Genomic DNA, 15,977 nt, shown 5'->3' on the forward strand with positions numbered 1-15,977 from the left:
ATAAAATCAGACAAACACATCACGCCGACATAAGTTCAACCACGATCGCCTATCTCATACCGTATTTTTATCGCCAAAATGTAAAGAAACGATAATTTTAAGACAACTCCTAGCAAGCAATAAGACAACTCTTAGCAAACAAATTGTTAACATATATAACCTGAAATTGTACCAAGTAACCAATTGTTTCTTGAAACGAATAGTGTCCCAATAACAATCAATAATTCAGGTTAATTAATTATGCTACGGAATGCGTCATTCACTGACGGGTATCAACCTGCGCGTCTTAGCCAGCTTACGCTATTTATTTTATTGACCACCTCAGCAAACAGTTGGGCGGCAGATAATAATCTGACGCCTCTTGCCGCACCGGACCGGGTGGATGAACAGCTAAATATCAACCAGCAGGATCGCCAGCGTGCGATGCAGCAGCAATTAACACCACAAACGCCCGATGTGCGTTTGCAGCCTCCCTCTTCATTCTTTACTAAGCTGCAATTTCCGCAGGAGCAACAGTGCTTTACTTTGTATCACATCATACTGACCGGCAAAGAAGATTTCCCCTCCTGGCTGCGTATCCCGCTGCAACAGCTGGCCGATCAGGGTAAAGGTCAGTGCCTGGGCGCTCAGGGTGTCAACCTGCTAATGAGCGCACTGCAAAACCGTCTGATCGACCATGGCTACGTCACCGCGCGCGTAATGGCGCCGCCGCAAAACCTGAAAACCGGCACCCTGCATATCACCCTGATTCCGGGCAAAACACGCCAGATCAAACTGACCAAAGAGAGCGATCGCTACGTGAGCCTCTGGAGCGCCCTGCCTGCGCGTGAAGGCGAACTGCTGGATTTGCGTGATATTGAGCAGGGACTGGAAAACCTACAACGCGTGCCCACCGTACAGGCAGAAATGGCGATTGTCCCGGGCGAACAGCCCGGTGAAAGCGACATTGACGTCACCTGGAAACAGGAAAAAATGTGGCGTCTCGGCGCGACGCTCGATGATTCAGGCACCGAAACCACCGGTCGTTATCAGGGCGGCCTGACGCTGTATATCGATAATCCCTTCTCACTCAGCGACCTGTTCTACATTTCCGGCAACCATGACCTTGAATCCGGCAGCGAAAAAGGCAGCAAGAACTACATGCTGCACTACTCCGTGCCGTTCGGTTACTGGATGGCGGGCGTCACCGCCAGCGGCTACGACTACAACCAGAATGTAGCGGGCGCGTATGAAGACTACAACTACAGCGGCAACAGCAAAAACCTTAACTTCCAACTGAGCCGGGTGCTGTACCGCAGCGGCAGTCAGAAAACCTCAATGAGCTATGAAATTCTGACGCGCGAATCGCAGAACTTCGTCAACGACACCGAAGTGGATGTGCAGCGGCGGAAAACCAGCGCCTGGCGTCTGGGTCTGCAGCATCGCCACTACTTCGGTGCCACCACCCTTGATGCCGCAGTGAGCTATCAGCGCGGCACCCGCTGGTTCGGCGCTATTCCGGCGCAGGAAGAGTATTTCGATGAAGGCACCGCACTGGCGAAAATTATCCAACTCAATGCCCAATTGGATATGCCGTTTACAATAGGAAACCAGACCTTCCGCTACAACGTGCAGTATCTGCGCCAGATCAACCATACCAAACTGACGCCACAGGATCAGCTGTCGATTGGTAACCGCTGGACCGTGCGCGGCTTTGATGGTGAACGCACCCTGACGGCCGACAACGGCTGGTTCGTGCGCAACGATCTGGCCTGGCGCACTCCGCTGCCTAACCAGGAACTGTATCTCGGCGCTGACTACGGCGAAGTGGACGGCACACGTGATTACCTCGCCGGAAAACATCTGGCGGGTGGCGTGCTTGGTCTACGCGGTAACGCCTTTAACACCGGCTACGACCTGTTTGTTGGTGTGCCGTTCTCCAAACCGGAAGGTTTCCACACCAGCCCGGTCACCCTCGGTTTCAACCTCAGCTGGCAGTACTAAGGAAGCGCGTGATGAAGATTCCTGTTAATGGCTATCAGTTAACCGCCCCGCTGCTAGGCGGTCAGTTCAGCGAAGCGGAAGCGCTTGGCGCAGCGGTCTGGCTGTGGATGCATTCAGAACAGCACCGCGATATTCCGCTCAGTGTGCTGCCGACGCTGCTGCTGCCCGCGATCAAACATCAGCAGTTTGTTATTGCCAGCCGCGATGACAAGCCCCTGTTTTTCCTCAGTTGGGCGTGGATGGATGAAGAGGCGGAACAGCGCTACCTCACCGGCCCCGGCATTCTGGTGCAGCCACAGGACTGGACCAGCGGCAACCGCCTGTGGTTCCGCGACTGGGTCGCGCCCTTCGGCGATCAGCAGGCATTTCGTCGCATCGTCGGCGGCACGCTGTTTCCCCACTTATGTGGCCGTGCGCTGTACCACAAAGGTGCGGAACGCGGACAACGGGTACTGCAATTCCGTGGCGATGACGTCACCCAGCAACAATTCAGACTCTGGCAGCAGAACACGCCGCTGGTTGCTTAACATCACTTTTAGCAGGGATAACTTTTCGTGAATAAGAACCTCTATCGCATCATTTTCAACAAGGCTCGCGGCCTGTTAATGGTGGTTTCCGAAATCAACCGCGGTCAGGGTAAAAGCGGTGCCAACGGCGTCGGCCATACGCTGAGCCAGCTGATTGGCCGCATGAAGCCCACCGCCTTCCTGACCATGACCGCACTCGGTCTCGTCACGCTCGCGCCACAGACGCTGGCGGCCGGAATTGTCGCCGACAAGAGCGCACCAGGCGGCCAGCAGCCGAATGTGATGCAGAGCGCCAACGGCACGCCGCAGGTCAACATCCAGACGCCGAGCGCCGGTGGTGTTTCGCATAACAAATACACCCAGTTTGACGTCGATAACAAAGGTGCGATTCTTAATAACTCGCACAAACAGGTGCAGACTCAGATGGGCGGCTGGGTGGCGGGTAACCCATGGCTGGCGAAAGGCGAAGCCAAAATCATTCTTAACGAGGTCAACTCGCGCGACCCGAGCAAGCTGAACGGCTATGTCGAAGTGGCAGGCCGTAAGGCGCAGGTGGTCATCGCCAACCCGGCGGGCATCAGCTGCGACGGCTGTGGCTTTATTAACGCCAACCGCGCCACCCTGACCACCGGCACGCCGCAGATGGCCAATGGTGAACTGCGCGGTTACCGCGTGGGCAATGGTGAAATCGTGGTGGAAGGGGCTGGCATGGACAGCAGCCGTCAGGATTACACCGACCTGATTGCCCGCACCGTGAAGGTCAATGCCGGTATTTGGGCGAAAGATGTGGCCGTCACCACCGGTAAAAACGAGGTGGCCGCCGATAACAACACGGCCACAGCCAGCAGCACGACGGGCAGCGACAGCAGCGACGTCAAGCCGACGCTGGCGATCGACGTCGCCCAGTTGGGCGGCATGTATGCCGGTAAAATCCGCCTGGTGGCGACCGAGCAAGGGGTCGGCGTCAGCAACAAAGGGACGCTTGGCAGTCAGGCGGGTGACATCACCATTAACGCCAATGGCGATATCGTCAACAGCGGTACGGTCAATGCCGGTCAGGATCTGCTGCTGGGCGGTAAAAAAGTTGATAATAGCGGCACCCTGTTTGCCCAGCGCGATCAGAGCACTACCGCCAGCGACGAAGTGACGAATACCGGCCTTATCGCCGCCAAAAGCAACACCAGTGTGCGCGGTGCTAGCATCCGCAACAGCAAAGGCGCAGCGATTGCCGCCGGGATGAAAACCGATGGCACCCTAGCCGACAGCGGCAATCTGACACTCGCCAGCGACGGTAAACTGACCAGCCGGGGTCAGGCGCTGGCCGGTGGCAATCTGAACGCCAGCGCCAGCCAGATTGATCTCAGCGGCAGCGATACCGCCGCACATCACGCCACTCTGACCAGCAGCAGCGATATCATCACCGACGACGCACAGCTGCTGGCGAGCGGCGATCTGAAACTCTCCGCCGCCGGTAAACTCAGCAACGATCGCGGCGTGATTAACGCCAATGCACTGCAGGTCAACACGCCGGTTATCAGTAACCGCGGTGGCCAGTTACTGCAGAGCGGTGACAGCGATCTGCAACTCAGCACTAACAGCATTGATAACCAGAATGGCCGCATCGCCGCCAATGCCAAAAAATTCAGCGTACAGAGCGCCAGCCTGAATAACCAGGGCGGCACCATTATGGCGGCCGGTTCCGGCGCGCTGGATGTTGCGGCCAGCAGTGAACTGAATAACCAGAACGGTACGCTGGCCGCCGCCAGCGATCTGGCGATCGCCACGCCGGTGCTCAATAACAACCAAGGACAGATCTCCGCCAATAAGCAGTTGACGCTCGATCAGCAAAACAGCAGCGCCCTCGCCCGCACCGCAGCCACCAGCAGCGATCTGCGTATCAGCAATGAAGGTGGTCGTCTGGTGGCGGGTCAGCAACTGACCTTCCGCGGTCGCGAGATTAATGGCAGCGGTGAAATTCTGTCGCTTGGCGATATGGATCTCAGCTTCTCCGACGGCTTCAGTAACAACAATAAAACGCTGGCAAATGGCGATCTAACGCTGAACGTCAATAACAGCCTGATCAACACGGCGCTGCTTGGCGCAGGCGGTAAGCTGAATGTGCAGGCCAGCAACATCAACAACCAGACCACAGGCGAACTGAGTTCCCAGCAAACCACGCTGAACGCCAGCGATACCTTGAGCAACCGTGGCCTGATCGACGGCGTCCTGACCCGCATCAACGCCAGCACCGTGAATAATATCGGCACCGGCCGTATTTATGGCGACGGTCTGGCGATCGGCGCAGCGACGCTGAATAACCTGGCGGAAAATAACAGCAGCGCCACCATCGCGGCGCGTCAGCGCCTGGATCTGGGCATCGGTACGCTGAATAACCGCGACCACTCCCTGATCTACAGCAATGGTGATATGGCCATCGGCGGCGCGCTGGATGCGGACGCGCTGGCGACCGGCAAGGCAGGCGAAATTAACAACCACAGCTCGACTATCGAATCTGTGGGCAATATGGCGCTGAGCTTCACCGCGCTGAACAATATCAATGACAACTTCGCCACCAGTATGGTGCAGTTATCCCAGAAGCAGAAAGATGAGTACATGGTGGTGGACCTGAATAATGGCGTCCACTACAGCCCTGACGACTACAACATCAGCTTCTACAAAGATGAAGTGCGCCATATCTGTATCGAAGGTGTGGTGTGTGGTCGCGACCATTACTATCAGTACAGCTATACCGAGACCATCAGCGAAGAGCAAATCACCCAGAGCGACCCGGCGAAAATCATCGCGGGTGGTCAGATTTCGCTCTCCGGCGATAAGCTGCTGAACGACAAGAGCCAGATTATTGCCGGTGGCACCCTGCTGACGGCGGTGAAGGAACTGGTGAATACCGAAGTCACTGGCCAGAAACTGACGGAAAAAGTCGGTCAGGTCATCGAATGGGATCGTATCCATAAAAAAGGCAAAGACAGCCAGAAAGCACGCGCTTCGGCCTATACACCGCCAACGGAAATTCAGTCCATCAGCCTCAGCCCGAGCGTGATGAAGGAGAATACCCAGGCAACCAGCAGCGCGCCGACGCTGGTTGAGTATGCCGCACAGCGCGTGGACGTGGCCGGACAGAACACCGATGTGATTCGTTCGATGACGCCGGATGCTTCCCTGCCAACCGGCAGCCTGTTCACTACCCTGCCAGATGCCACCAGCAGCTATCTGATCGAAACCGATCCGCGCTTCACCAATCAGAGAACCTGGCTGAGCTCCGACTATATGCTGCGCCAGTTGCAGACCGACCCGTCGATCGCGCAAAAACGCCTCGGCGATGGTTTCTATGAGCAACGTCTGGTGCGCGAGCAGATTGTTGAGCTGGTCGGCCAGCGCTATCTCGCCGACTATACCAGCGATGAAGAACAGTATAAGGGCCTGATGGAAGCGGGCGTCAGCTTCGCGAAGCAATTCAATCTGGTGCCAGGCGTAGCGCTCACCGCCGAACAGATGAAACAGATCACTCAGGACATGGTGTGGCTGGTGGCGCAGGATGTGAAGATGCCGGATGGCACCACCCAGAACGTGTTGGTACCGCAGGTGTATGCGCAGGTGCAGCAAGGCGATATGGATGGCAGCGGCGCGCTGCTGGCCGGTAAGAACATCAGCATTGGCGTCAGCGGCGGCATGCTGAACAGCGGACGTATCAGCGCCACACAGCTGGTCAGCGTTTCTGGCGACGATATCGTTAACGTCGGCGGCATCATCGCCGGTAAATCCGTGTCGCTGCAGGCGACCAACGATATCACTAACACTGGCGGCACGGTGCGTGCCACCGATACCCTGCTGGCGCAAGCCGGACGCGATATCACCGTTGCCAGCGAGACCAACCACGCAGAAAGTCAGAACGGCAGTAACAACTTCAGCCGCGACAATATCGACCGTGTGGCAGGCATGTATGTGCAGGGTGACGATGGCAAACTGCTGCTGCAGGCAGGCCGTGATGTCAATCTGCAGGCCGCACAGGTGGTCAGCTCCGGTGAAAACAGCCAGACGCAGATCGCGGCTAACCGCGATATCAATATGACCACCGTCACCACCGGCAGCCGCGACAAAGTCGTGTGGGATAAAGATAACCACGTCACGCAGACGCTGACTCAGGTGCAGGGCAGTGACGTCACCAGCGACGGCAATATCTCGCTGAATGCCGGCAATAATATTAACGCCCAGGCGGCGAAGCTGAATGCCGATCGGCAGCTTGCGCTGACCGCCACCAATGATATCAACCTCGGCAGCGCCAGCAGCCAGGAATATCTGGATATGAATTCGAAGGTGAAAGGTTCCGGCTTCCTGTCGAAACGCACCACGACCACCCGCGCCGGCTACGATGCCACGCTGGCGAACGGCAGCAGCCTGGGCGGGGAAAATATCTCCGTCACGGCGGGTAACAACCTGAATATCACCGGTAGCGATGTGGCGGCGGATCAGGCTCTGGCACTGCGTGCTGGTAATGACCTTAACGTCACGGCGGCGGAAGAGAGCCGCGACAGCTGGTCGATGAAGAAAACCACCAAATCGGGCCTGATGAGCAGCGGCGGCATTGGCTTCTTTGTCGGTTCAATCAAAGAGAGTTCGACCTCTGATACTGACGCACTGACTCACAACAACAGTACGTTAGGCAGCGTCAATGGCGATACCAGTCTGGTGGCGGGCAATAATATCGCCGTGCAGGGCTCCGATGTGATCGCCGGTAACGACATCAATATGGTGGCGAACAATATCACCATTGATGCCGCGAATAATCAGAGCACCACCGACACCACCTATGAACGTAAACAGACGGGTCTGACGCTGGCGCTGTCCGGCGCGATCGGCAGCGCGATTAATGCCGCTTACACCAGCGCGAAAGCCGCCGATGAGCAGCAGGATAGCCGTATGGCGTCACTGCAAAAGCTGAAATCCGGTCTGGCAGGCGTACAGGCCGCTCAGGCCGCGGTACTGGCTTCGCAGAATACCGCGGATCAGAATGCCATTGGCGTCAGCCTGTCGCTGAGCACCTCGAAGTCGAAGAGCGAGAGCCACAGCGAAGCGGTTAACGCTTCCGGCAGTACCGTACAGGCGGGCAACAATATCAATCTGGTGGCGACCGGTTCAGAAAATGGCGCAGATGGCGATCTGACCATCGGCGGCAGCCAGCTGAAAGCGGGCAACGATGTGCTGCTGTCGGCAAACCGCGATATCAACCTGCTGTCGGCGCAGAATACCCAGTTGCAGACCGGCAAAAACAGCAGCAGCGGCGGCGGCGTGGGCGTCAGCATCGGCGCTGGACAAGGCGGTGCGGGAATCAGCGTATTTGCTAACGCCAGTAAAGGTTCCGGCAACGAAAATGGCGATGGCCTGACCCACACCGAAACCACTGTCGATGCCGGGAATAAGCTGACGGTTAACAGCGGACGCGACACCACCCTGCGCGGCGCACAGCTGAGTGCCGATCAGGTGGTGGCGAATGTCGGACGTGACCTGACGCTACAGAGTGAACAGGACGTCAATAACTATGACTCGAAGCAGAAGAACAGCTCAGCAGGTGCCAGCTTTACCTTTGGTAGTATGACCGGCAGCGTCAGTGCCAGCGTCGCCAAAGATAAAATCCATAGCACCTATAACAGCGTGCAGGAGCAGACCGGTATCTTCGCCGGTGACGGCGGTTTCGATATCACCGTAGGCAACCACACGCAACTGGATGGCGCAGTGATTGGCAGCACCGCCAGCGAAGATAAAAACCGTCTCAATACCGGCACGCTGGGCTTCAGCAATATCGACAATAGTGCAGAATTTGAAGTATCGCACAGCAGCGTCGGTATCAGCACTGGCGGGCTGGGCGCGCAGGATCTGCTGAAAAATGCCGTACAGAATCTGGCGCCGAATGGTCTCGGAGCGGGTGGCAGCGATGGGAATGCCTCCGGCACCACCTATGCCGCCGTTTCGCCGGGATCGCTGATTATCCGTGACCAGGCGAACCAGCAGCAGGATGTCAGTGAACTGAGCCGCGATGTTGAGCATGCGAATCAAAGCATCAGCCCAATCTTTGATAAGGCGAAGGAACAGCAGCGTCTGAGCCAGTTGCGGTTGATTAGTGACGTGGTGAATCAGGGCGTGGATATCACCCTGAGCCAGGGCCAGATTATGGCGAATAACGCGGGAATTAAAGCGGCTGGTGAGTGGGATGAGACCAAGGAGACACGTCAGGAATATTGGGACCGTGTACAAAATACCGCCGCGTATAAGGACATCAACGATCAATACAAAGCGGGTGGCGAGCTGAATAAAGGTATTCGTGCCGCAGCGGCCGCCATCACTGCGCTGGCGGGGGGTGACCCACTGAAAGCGCTGGCTCAGGGCGCTGCGCCTTATCTATCAAGCACGGTGCGCGATTTAACGCTGCAAAATAGTGACAATCCAACCGCCGGGCAGATCGCGGCAAATGCCATTGGTCACGCCATCGTTGGCGGCGTGGTGGCCGAGCTTTCTGGTTCAAACGCCACTGCGGGTGCAGTCGGTGCGGCGGGGGGTGAACTGGCGGCACGCGCTATCGTCGACTATCTCTATCCGGGTAAAACAGTGGAGTCGCTGAGTGACGCTGAGCGAGCGAAAGTCAGCAATCTGGCTTCTCTGGCGGCGACCATGGCAGCAGGACTGGCAACTGATTCATCCGCAGGCGCTGTGGCGGGACATGATGCAGGTAAAAATGCCGTTGATTATAACCTGCTGTCCAATAAGTACGGTGTTGAGAAACTGAGTAAAGAAGGCCGTGCGCTGTATGAAAAACTAAAAGCCGCGGGTATCGGTGGTATGGATGAACTGCAGGAACGCTTTACTGCCTGTGGCTCTAATGGTAAATGCCAGACTGATATCCGCAATGAGTACCGTAAATTAGAAAAAGAAGCGGGCGAAAAACTGGTCGCGATGTATAAATCTGGGGCAATAACGGCTGATGAGTTCGGCTATCTCGTAACAGATTATGCCAGAACGATGATGTATGGTGCGCGAGACGGCCAGCTAGATTCTGATTACTCTGGATTCATCGGTGACATCTATACGCAGACAGGCATTGACTGGACACCAATGGGCATCGCTGGCAATCCGTATGTCGCCGCCATTAAGGGCAGTGAACAACTTGCCGAATGGAAAGCTCAGGGGCTGAGCGATGAGAAAATCCGTGAGCTGGCACTGAAAAACGATATCATTACCTCAGCGATGACGCCTGTTGATGTCAATGGGATCCTCAGCTTGTACGATAATGGTGCATCGGCGCAGGAAGTTGTAAAGTTTGCTGCTGGCATGGCGTTCAACAAAGTCGTACAAAGAACACAGTCAGGCAACAAGGGTACGTCGGGTACCCTTGGTACTCCTGCGACGACAGCTAAAAATCCGCTAAGTCCCGTTCAGCAACGTGATGTTCATGGCAATGAAATTGTTTATCGAACGATGTCACCTGAGCAATTCAGGCAGTTTGAAAGAACAGGGGTGATGCCAGCGACCACTGAAACATCAGTTTCTCCAGTGCTATCATACTCTTCTAAGTACGATGGCATAACAGTGAAAATCACTGTTAAACCAGGTACCTTCTCCGAACTGGAAAAAATTGGTATTGCCGCAAACAGTGCTGCTGCTAAAGAATTGCCCAACATGTCCACCCAAACGGGTAAATGGATGGAAACAAATACTCGCTTCAAGGTTGAAGGAGGACAGATGACGACACAACTTGGACAAGGCAAAGGAATGGAGATTTTTAATAAAAACATCGTCCATTTTGAACAGGTTAAATAACAGGAAAGCATTATGCTGTTAAATCTTGAAAACTCGAAATACCCTATGAAAATTGTCTATCTTCTTTCAGAAGAACTCAAAGGGGACCCGGAGCAAGTGGCTTTAACGCAGGCTCTGACTCTCGATCCATCAAGGCCAGCCATGGGCTTGAAGGGAGCCAATGGTCTTTTTGGCTCATCCGAGTGGTGGAGTAGCATTGAACAGGGAAAAATGCGTTTACTGCACAGATCTGGCACGATCACAAGAACCTATGTGGCGGGACAAGATCCCTCTCCGGTAGATAACTGTTTCAGTTTGCTGCTGGATGATGGCTCTGTCATTGAAGAAAGCATTTATAGCCATATCGATGATGAAGATAAAAAGCTGTTCCGCCCAGGAGCCAGGGTGGATATCGTTTATGCACTTGATGAACTGAAGAGAACATCAGCCAATGGCGATAAATGCTATTCTGATATCGTGTTGGAAATAGCGATTTCTTTACAACCAATTAAATGATAACGAAATACGCTAATTAAAATAATGACGCCTTTATAATATTGCACTCCCCACCTCTGGTGGGGAGCTTTTAGTCTTAAAATCTGAGCGCAGCGTTACTGTAAAATACCCATTACTTTTCAAACCCATTAGGAATGAAACAAGTGAAAAAGTTACTGCGAAATAATCTGGCAATGATAGCACTCCTCTCTTCAGGCTGTTCTATTATGCCAAACAACTCTTTTTTCATTCCGCCCCATGAAACCAATGACTCCCCGTGGGTACGTATTGTAGATAACACCGAACAGACGAGTATTTACCAAACGCTAAACGGCAAACGCACTGGCGGTCTTATTCGTTCCAGTGAATGGGTTTTACAGAATACCCAGGATCGCGGAATGCCAAAAGTATCTGGAGAAAAATACGATATCGACTACTACGAAACACCATTAGTGCCTGATGTTGAAACAGCGATAGTCAACGTTTATGTTGAAAGCAAATATTCATGCCTTATTACCACTCGCTTTGTTCCGGAAAAAGGCAAAAAATATCAGTTCCAGTTGGAAGCTGATACATTGCACTACCAGTGCCGCGTAAAGGCCAGCGAGATGGTGAAGGACAGTGATGGTCAGTGGAAACTTGTCCCTCTACAAAATGTTCGCTACAGCGCGAAAGAAGGAAATGGCTGGCATCCGATGCACAGTGGGATCGGATCATAGAGATTGCAGCGAAAAAGCAGCGCGACATTATCCACTCTCGACTCAAGTCGTACGGTGGATAATGTCAGCGAAAGAGTATAACCGATGACACATTACAGGTGACGAAAGCGGTTCTGAACGCCAAACGTATCCGAGGTGACATAGCGTTCAATGCTACGCAGGCGCTGTTCGCTGGCCTGCAAGGTCGCATCCGCCTCATTCAGCAGTTGGCTGGGTGTGCGAGCCGTCTTTTCATCCTCAAATCCCATTCCCGATGGAGCCGGATCGAGCATAAAGGTCAGAATGATGTAGGCCACGATGGTGAAAAAGAACAGGCCGAAAAACATCGACAGCACCACGATTATCCGCAGGAGCTTCACCGGCACGTCAAAATAACGCGCTAAACCAGCACAAACTCCTTTCAGCATGCCTTCTTCCGGTATGCGATATAACGTTTTACCTGACCACGTATTTTTCATTACGATTTTCTCCAGTCCGGGTGTTCTGCATCCAGAATGTCTTCCAGCGCCCTGATACGCTCACGCATACGGTTGGACTCTTCCGTTAAACGTGTCAGACGTTGCATATCGTTTTGTCCCAGTTGAGCACTGTTTTTACGCTGACTGTAATGTAGCCAAAGCCATATCGGTGCCACAAACAACATGAAAATGGTCAGCGGAATGGCAAGAAACAACGCACTCATTGTGTCTCCTTAGTTATTATTCACACGCCGGTGGCTGCCGTTTTCTAACGACAGCCCATCCGATGGCGTTTACGCTCTTATTACTCTGCTGGCTTAACTTTAGCCTTAAGTGCTGCCAACTGCGCGCTGATTTCATCGTCCGCTTTCAGTTCGGCAAACTGCTGATCCAGCGATTTTTGTTTGCCCAGCCCGTGGCTTTCAGCTTCGGCTTCCATCGTATCGATACGGCGTTCGAACTGATCGAAACGCGCCATCGCTTCATCCAGTTTACCGCTGTCCAACTGGCGGCGCACATCACGCGACGATGCCGCAGCCTGGTGGCGCAGCGTCAGCGCCTGCTGGCGAGCACGGGTTTCACTCAATTTGTTTTCCAGCTCACCAATTTCACGCTTCATGCGCTCCAGCGTTTCATCCACGCTTTCGGCTTCATGCTGCAACACCGCGATCAGGTCGGTCAGCTTCTGCTTTTCAATCAGCGCCGCACGGGCCAGATCGTCTTTATCTTTACGCAGCGCCAGCTCGGCTTTTTCCTGCCACTGATCTTGCTGACCGTGCGCTTGTTCAATACGACGGGCAATCTGTTTCTTTTCTGCCAACGCCCGCGCCGAGGTTGAACGCACTTCAACCAGCGTATCTTCCATTTCCTGAATCATCAGCCGCACCAATTTCTGCGGATCTTCAGCTTTATCCAGCAATGAATTGATGTTGGCGTTCACGATGTCGGCAAAACGAGAAAAAATACCCATAATTACATCCTCTTCATGATTTCCAGCGTCTGATTACGCCTGATTTATCACCGTGACCAGCCGAGCCAGTCGCGATCTCCCTCTAGGTATATCAATAAGCATGCCAACTTTTAATTCAGCTTAACTAGCTGAAAATTAAAGAATAGATAATTTTGACTATTTTCCCTTTTCCGCTAGATTAGTCAAATAGACTAATAGTTAGTAAAAATAACACGGTGAAACATCATGCTTCAGGAAAAAGAGAACCTGCTGGGCGAAGCCAACAGCTTTCTGGAGGTTCTGGAACAGGTGTCGCAGCTGGCACAGTTAAATAAACCCGTTCTGGTGATTGGCGAACGCGGTACCGGTAAAGAGCTGATCGCCAGCCGTCTGCATTACCTTTCCCCGCGTTGGCAAGGGCCGTTCGTTTCCCTCAACTGTGCGGCGCTCAACGAGAATCTGCTCGACTCCGAGCTATTTGGTCATGAAGCCGGCGCTTTTACCGGCGCGCAGAAGCGCCATCTGGGACGCTTCGAGCGCGCCGACGGCGGAACGCTGTTTTTGGATGAACTGGCTACCGCGCCGATGCTGGTGCAGGAAAAATTACTGCGGGTGATCGAATACGGCATGCTGGAGCGCGTCGGCGGCAGAGATCAGCTACAGGTTGACGTACGTCTGGTGTGCGCGACCAATGACGATCTGCCTGCGCTTGCCGCCAGCGGTAAATTCCGTGCGGACCTGCTCGACCGTCTGGCCTTTGACGTTGTGCAGCTCCCACCGCTGCGTGAACGTCAGCAGGATATCATGCTACTGGCGGATAATTTTGCGATTCAGATGTGCCGTGAATTGCATCTGCCGCTGTTTCCCGGTTTTACGCCTGCCGCGTGCGAAACGCTGCTGAATTACGACTGGCCGGGCAATATTCGTGAGCTGAAAAACGTGGTTGAACGTTCGGTGTATCGTCACGGCGATAGCGAACAGCCTCTTGATGCCATCATTCTGAATCCCTTCCGCCGAACTCCCGCCGTTCAGGAAACGTCGCCGCGTGCGACAACCAGCCAGCCGAATTTACCGCTGGAGATGAAACTGTGGCTATTGGAACAGGAGAAAAGCTTAATCGATCGGGCATTGAATCAGGCCAAGTTTAACCAGCGCAAAGCCGCTGAGCTACTGGGATTAACCTATCACCAACTGCGTGGATTGCTGAAGAAACACGACATTGCGGTAAATGAGTGAGGAACGGGAAAGAAAAAGCGGGCGAATTCACGCCCGCAGGATTAGTAAATTAATAGGTCAGCGGCGTGCTATTACGGCTCCACGCCCCATACCAGCGTACCTTTATCGTGCACGGTGATCTTATCCCAGTTGGCATAGCTCGTGACGTTAGCGCCATATGAATAGTCATTCGTCTCATTCACGTTGCTCCAGTCACCCGCGTGGATACGCACCTGCACTTCACCGGTTTCCGCGCCCGGCTGAAGGGAACCGGCTCCGCTGCTGAAGGTCACCAGAACGTAGCGGTTGGCTTTGTCGGTGCTGGCGGCTGGGGTTCCTGTGCTGGTCACGATGTTGTGAGGGCCAACGTTCGCCCAGTCAACAAAGAGGTTCGCACCCGGTTTGCCATCATCATGGAAGTAGTAGCGCACTTGCAGATCGCTCAGTTTGATCGGCGTACTTCCGGTATTTTTGATGTTGACGGCCATGCGAATGGCATCATCGGACGGGTTGTTATCCACATTACGATATTGCAGCACGACGTCTCCCGTGGTTCCGCTACCTGGATTGGTCGGTTCCGTTGGCGTGGTTGGCGTATCGCCACCGCTTAGATTCGCAGCCGCACGAATCTGTGCTCTGACGAATTTTCCTGACGCCGACAAATTCTGCTCCGTCCAACCACCAGATTTGCTCGCTCCGGACACCAGCGCGGCAGACGTCTCAGACTTATCACTAAGCGACCAGTTTACCCAGCTTATTCCACGGTTATTCAGGAAATCGATCCATGTCTGCGATTCTGGCAGGAACGGTCCGCCGTTACCGGACGCATCGCTGGTGCCCCACTCGCTGACGAAAATCGCCGCGCCACGGCTTTGTGCATAGTCAATGCGGTCGCGCAGGAACTGTCCGTGCGTCCCGGCATAGAAATGCAGCGCGTACATCGTATTCGGATCGGGCAACTGATTATCCGCTGCGTCATGAATATCCTGACTCCAAGTACCTGTACCGACGATAATGAGGTTATCGGGATCTTTACTACGGATGGTGTCAGTCACTTCCAGCGCATAAGGCCGGATTTGCCCGTTCCACGTCACGCCGCCGCTGGGTTCATTGGCGATTTCATAAATCACGTTCGGCGAACTGCCATACAGTGCAGCCATTTCGGCAAAGAAGGTTTTTGCCTGTGTTTTATAAGTATTAGGATCGTTGTCCGACAGGATATGCCAGTCGATGATGATATAAACGCCAAGGCTTTGCGCTGCTGCAACGGCCTCTTTTACCTTATTGGCGAGGGAAGGATTAGAAATGTAACCATTTTCCGCCGTGTACATGGCGACGCGGAATACGTTAATACCCCAATCGTCACGCAGCCACTTCATCGAATCTTTGTTGACATAATCACCAACCCACTGCAATCCATTCGAGCTGATCCCTCTCAGCTGCACCCGTTTCCCCTTTTCATCCACCAGTCGTCCGTTTTCGATGGACAGCTGACCATGCGTTTCTACCGGCGTGGCCGATAATGCTGAAAAGCTGAGCGACATCCCCAGCACCGTTGTTACCACCCCTAACGTCAATTTCCTGACGATTTGATTCCTTCTCATCCACATATTCCTTATCTCCATTGTGAACACCCATGATCTTGGGCACAGGCATGATAAGGGAGATTTTTGTTCCCGCCAACAATTTAGGAAACATCCTAACCATATTGATTTTATTAATTATTTATAGAGAAATAGAAAGCAAGGTAAGTATCTGGCGAGGTCATTTTTCAGGCAAAAAAAAGCCAGCACGTTGGCTGGCTAAAATAATACTGGAAGCAATG

10 protein-coding genes are annotated in these 15,977 nt (G+C 53.8%); 6 read left to right on the forward strand and 4 right to left on the reverse strand.

The window, feature by feature from the left end:
• The first annotated feature begins 240 nt into the window (after positions 1-240).
• The 5 genes from H4F65_RS03960 (at position 241) to H4F65_RS03980 (ending at position 11,530) form a co-directional block, all read left to right on the forward strand.
• Positions 241-1,983: a ShlB/FhaC/HecB family hemolysin secretion/activation protein gene (locus tag H4F65_RS03960; protein ID WP_010276782.1), complete on the forward strand. Its 1,743-nt coding sequence runs from the start codon at positions 241-243 to the stop codon at positions 1,981-1,983.
• A gap of 11 nt (positions 1,984-1,994) precedes the next feature.
• Positions 1,995-2,510, forward strand: coding sequence for a toxin-activating lysine-acyltransferase (locus H4F65_RS03965; protein WP_010276778.1), 516 nt, complete (start codon positions 1,995-1,997; stop codon positions 2,508-2,510).
• 27 nt (positions 2,511-2,537) lie between these two features.
• The gene (locus H4F65_RS03970; RefSeq protein WP_010276773.1) at positions 2,538-10,337 is read left to right on the forward strand and encodes a hemagglutinin repeat-containing protein; all 7,800 of its coding nucleotides are present in this window, start codon (positions 2,538-2,540) and stop codon (positions 10,335-10,337) included.
• A gap of 12 nt (positions 10,338-10,349) precedes the next feature.
• Positions 10,350-10,832, forward strand: coding sequence for a hypothetical protein (locus tag H4F65_RS03975; protein ID WP_010276770.1), 483 nt, complete (start codon positions 10,350-10,352; stop codon positions 10,830-10,832).
• 143 nt (positions 10,833-10,975) lie between these two features.
• Positions 10,976-11,530 carry a hypothetical protein gene (locus H4F65_RS03980; RefSeq protein WP_235436232.1) on the forward strand — a complete coding sequence of 185 codons (555 nt, stop codon included), beginning with the start codon at positions 10,976-10,978 and terminating at the stop codon, positions 11,528-11,530.
• A 92-nt stretch (positions 11,531-11,622) separates the two neighbouring features.
• Here H4F65_RS03980 and pspC read toward each other — a convergent pair whose 3' ends face one another.
• From pspC to pspA, 3 genes are all read right to left on the reverse strand, one after another.
• Complete coding sequence (gene pspC, locus H4F65_RS03985; protein ID WP_010276762.1) at positions 11,623-11,988, reverse strand: envelope stress response membrane protein PspC; 366 nt, start codon at positions 11,986-11,988, stop codon at positions 11,623-11,625.
• A complete protein-coding gene (gene pspB, locus H4F65_RS03990; RefSeq protein ID WP_010276759.1) occupies positions 11,988-12,212 on the reverse strand; it encodes an envelope stress response membrane protein PspB in 225 nt (74 codons plus the stop codon). The genes pspC and pspB overlap by 1 nt, the downstream gene beginning before the upstream one ends.
• A gap of 80 nt (positions 12,213-12,292) precedes the next feature.
• Entirely contained in the window at positions 12,293-12,958 is a 666-nt protein-coding gene (gene pspA / locus H4F65_RS03995) for a phage shock protein PspA (RefSeq protein ID WP_010276756.1), read from the reverse strand.
• A 225-nt stretch (positions 12,959-13,183) separates the two neighbouring features.
• Between pspA and pspF the strand changes: the two genes are divergently transcribed.
• Positions 13,184-14,173 carry a phage shock protein operon transcriptional activator gene (pspF, locus tag H4F65_RS04000; RefSeq protein WP_010276752.1) on the forward strand — a complete coding sequence of 330 codons (990 nt, stop codon included), beginning with the start codon at positions 13,184-13,186 and terminating at the stop codon, positions 14,171-14,173.
• A gap of 71 nt (positions 14,174-14,244) precedes the next feature.
• On the opposite strand, the gene H4F65_RS04005 is transcribed toward pspF, so the two are convergent.
• Positions 14,245-15,762, reverse strand: a complete 1,518-nt coding sequence (locus H4F65_RS04005) for a cellulase family glycosylhydrolase (RefSeq protein ID WP_039319821.1) — start codon at positions 15,760-15,762, stop codon at positions 14,245-14,247.
• Between the last annotated feature and the right edge of the window lie 215 nt (positions 15,763-15,977).

Source organism: Pectobacterium brasiliense (assembly GCF_016950255.1).
Taxonomy (GTDB): Bacteria; Pseudomonadota; Gammaproteobacteria; order Enterobacterales; family Enterobacteriaceae; genus Pectobacterium; species Pectobacterium brasiliense.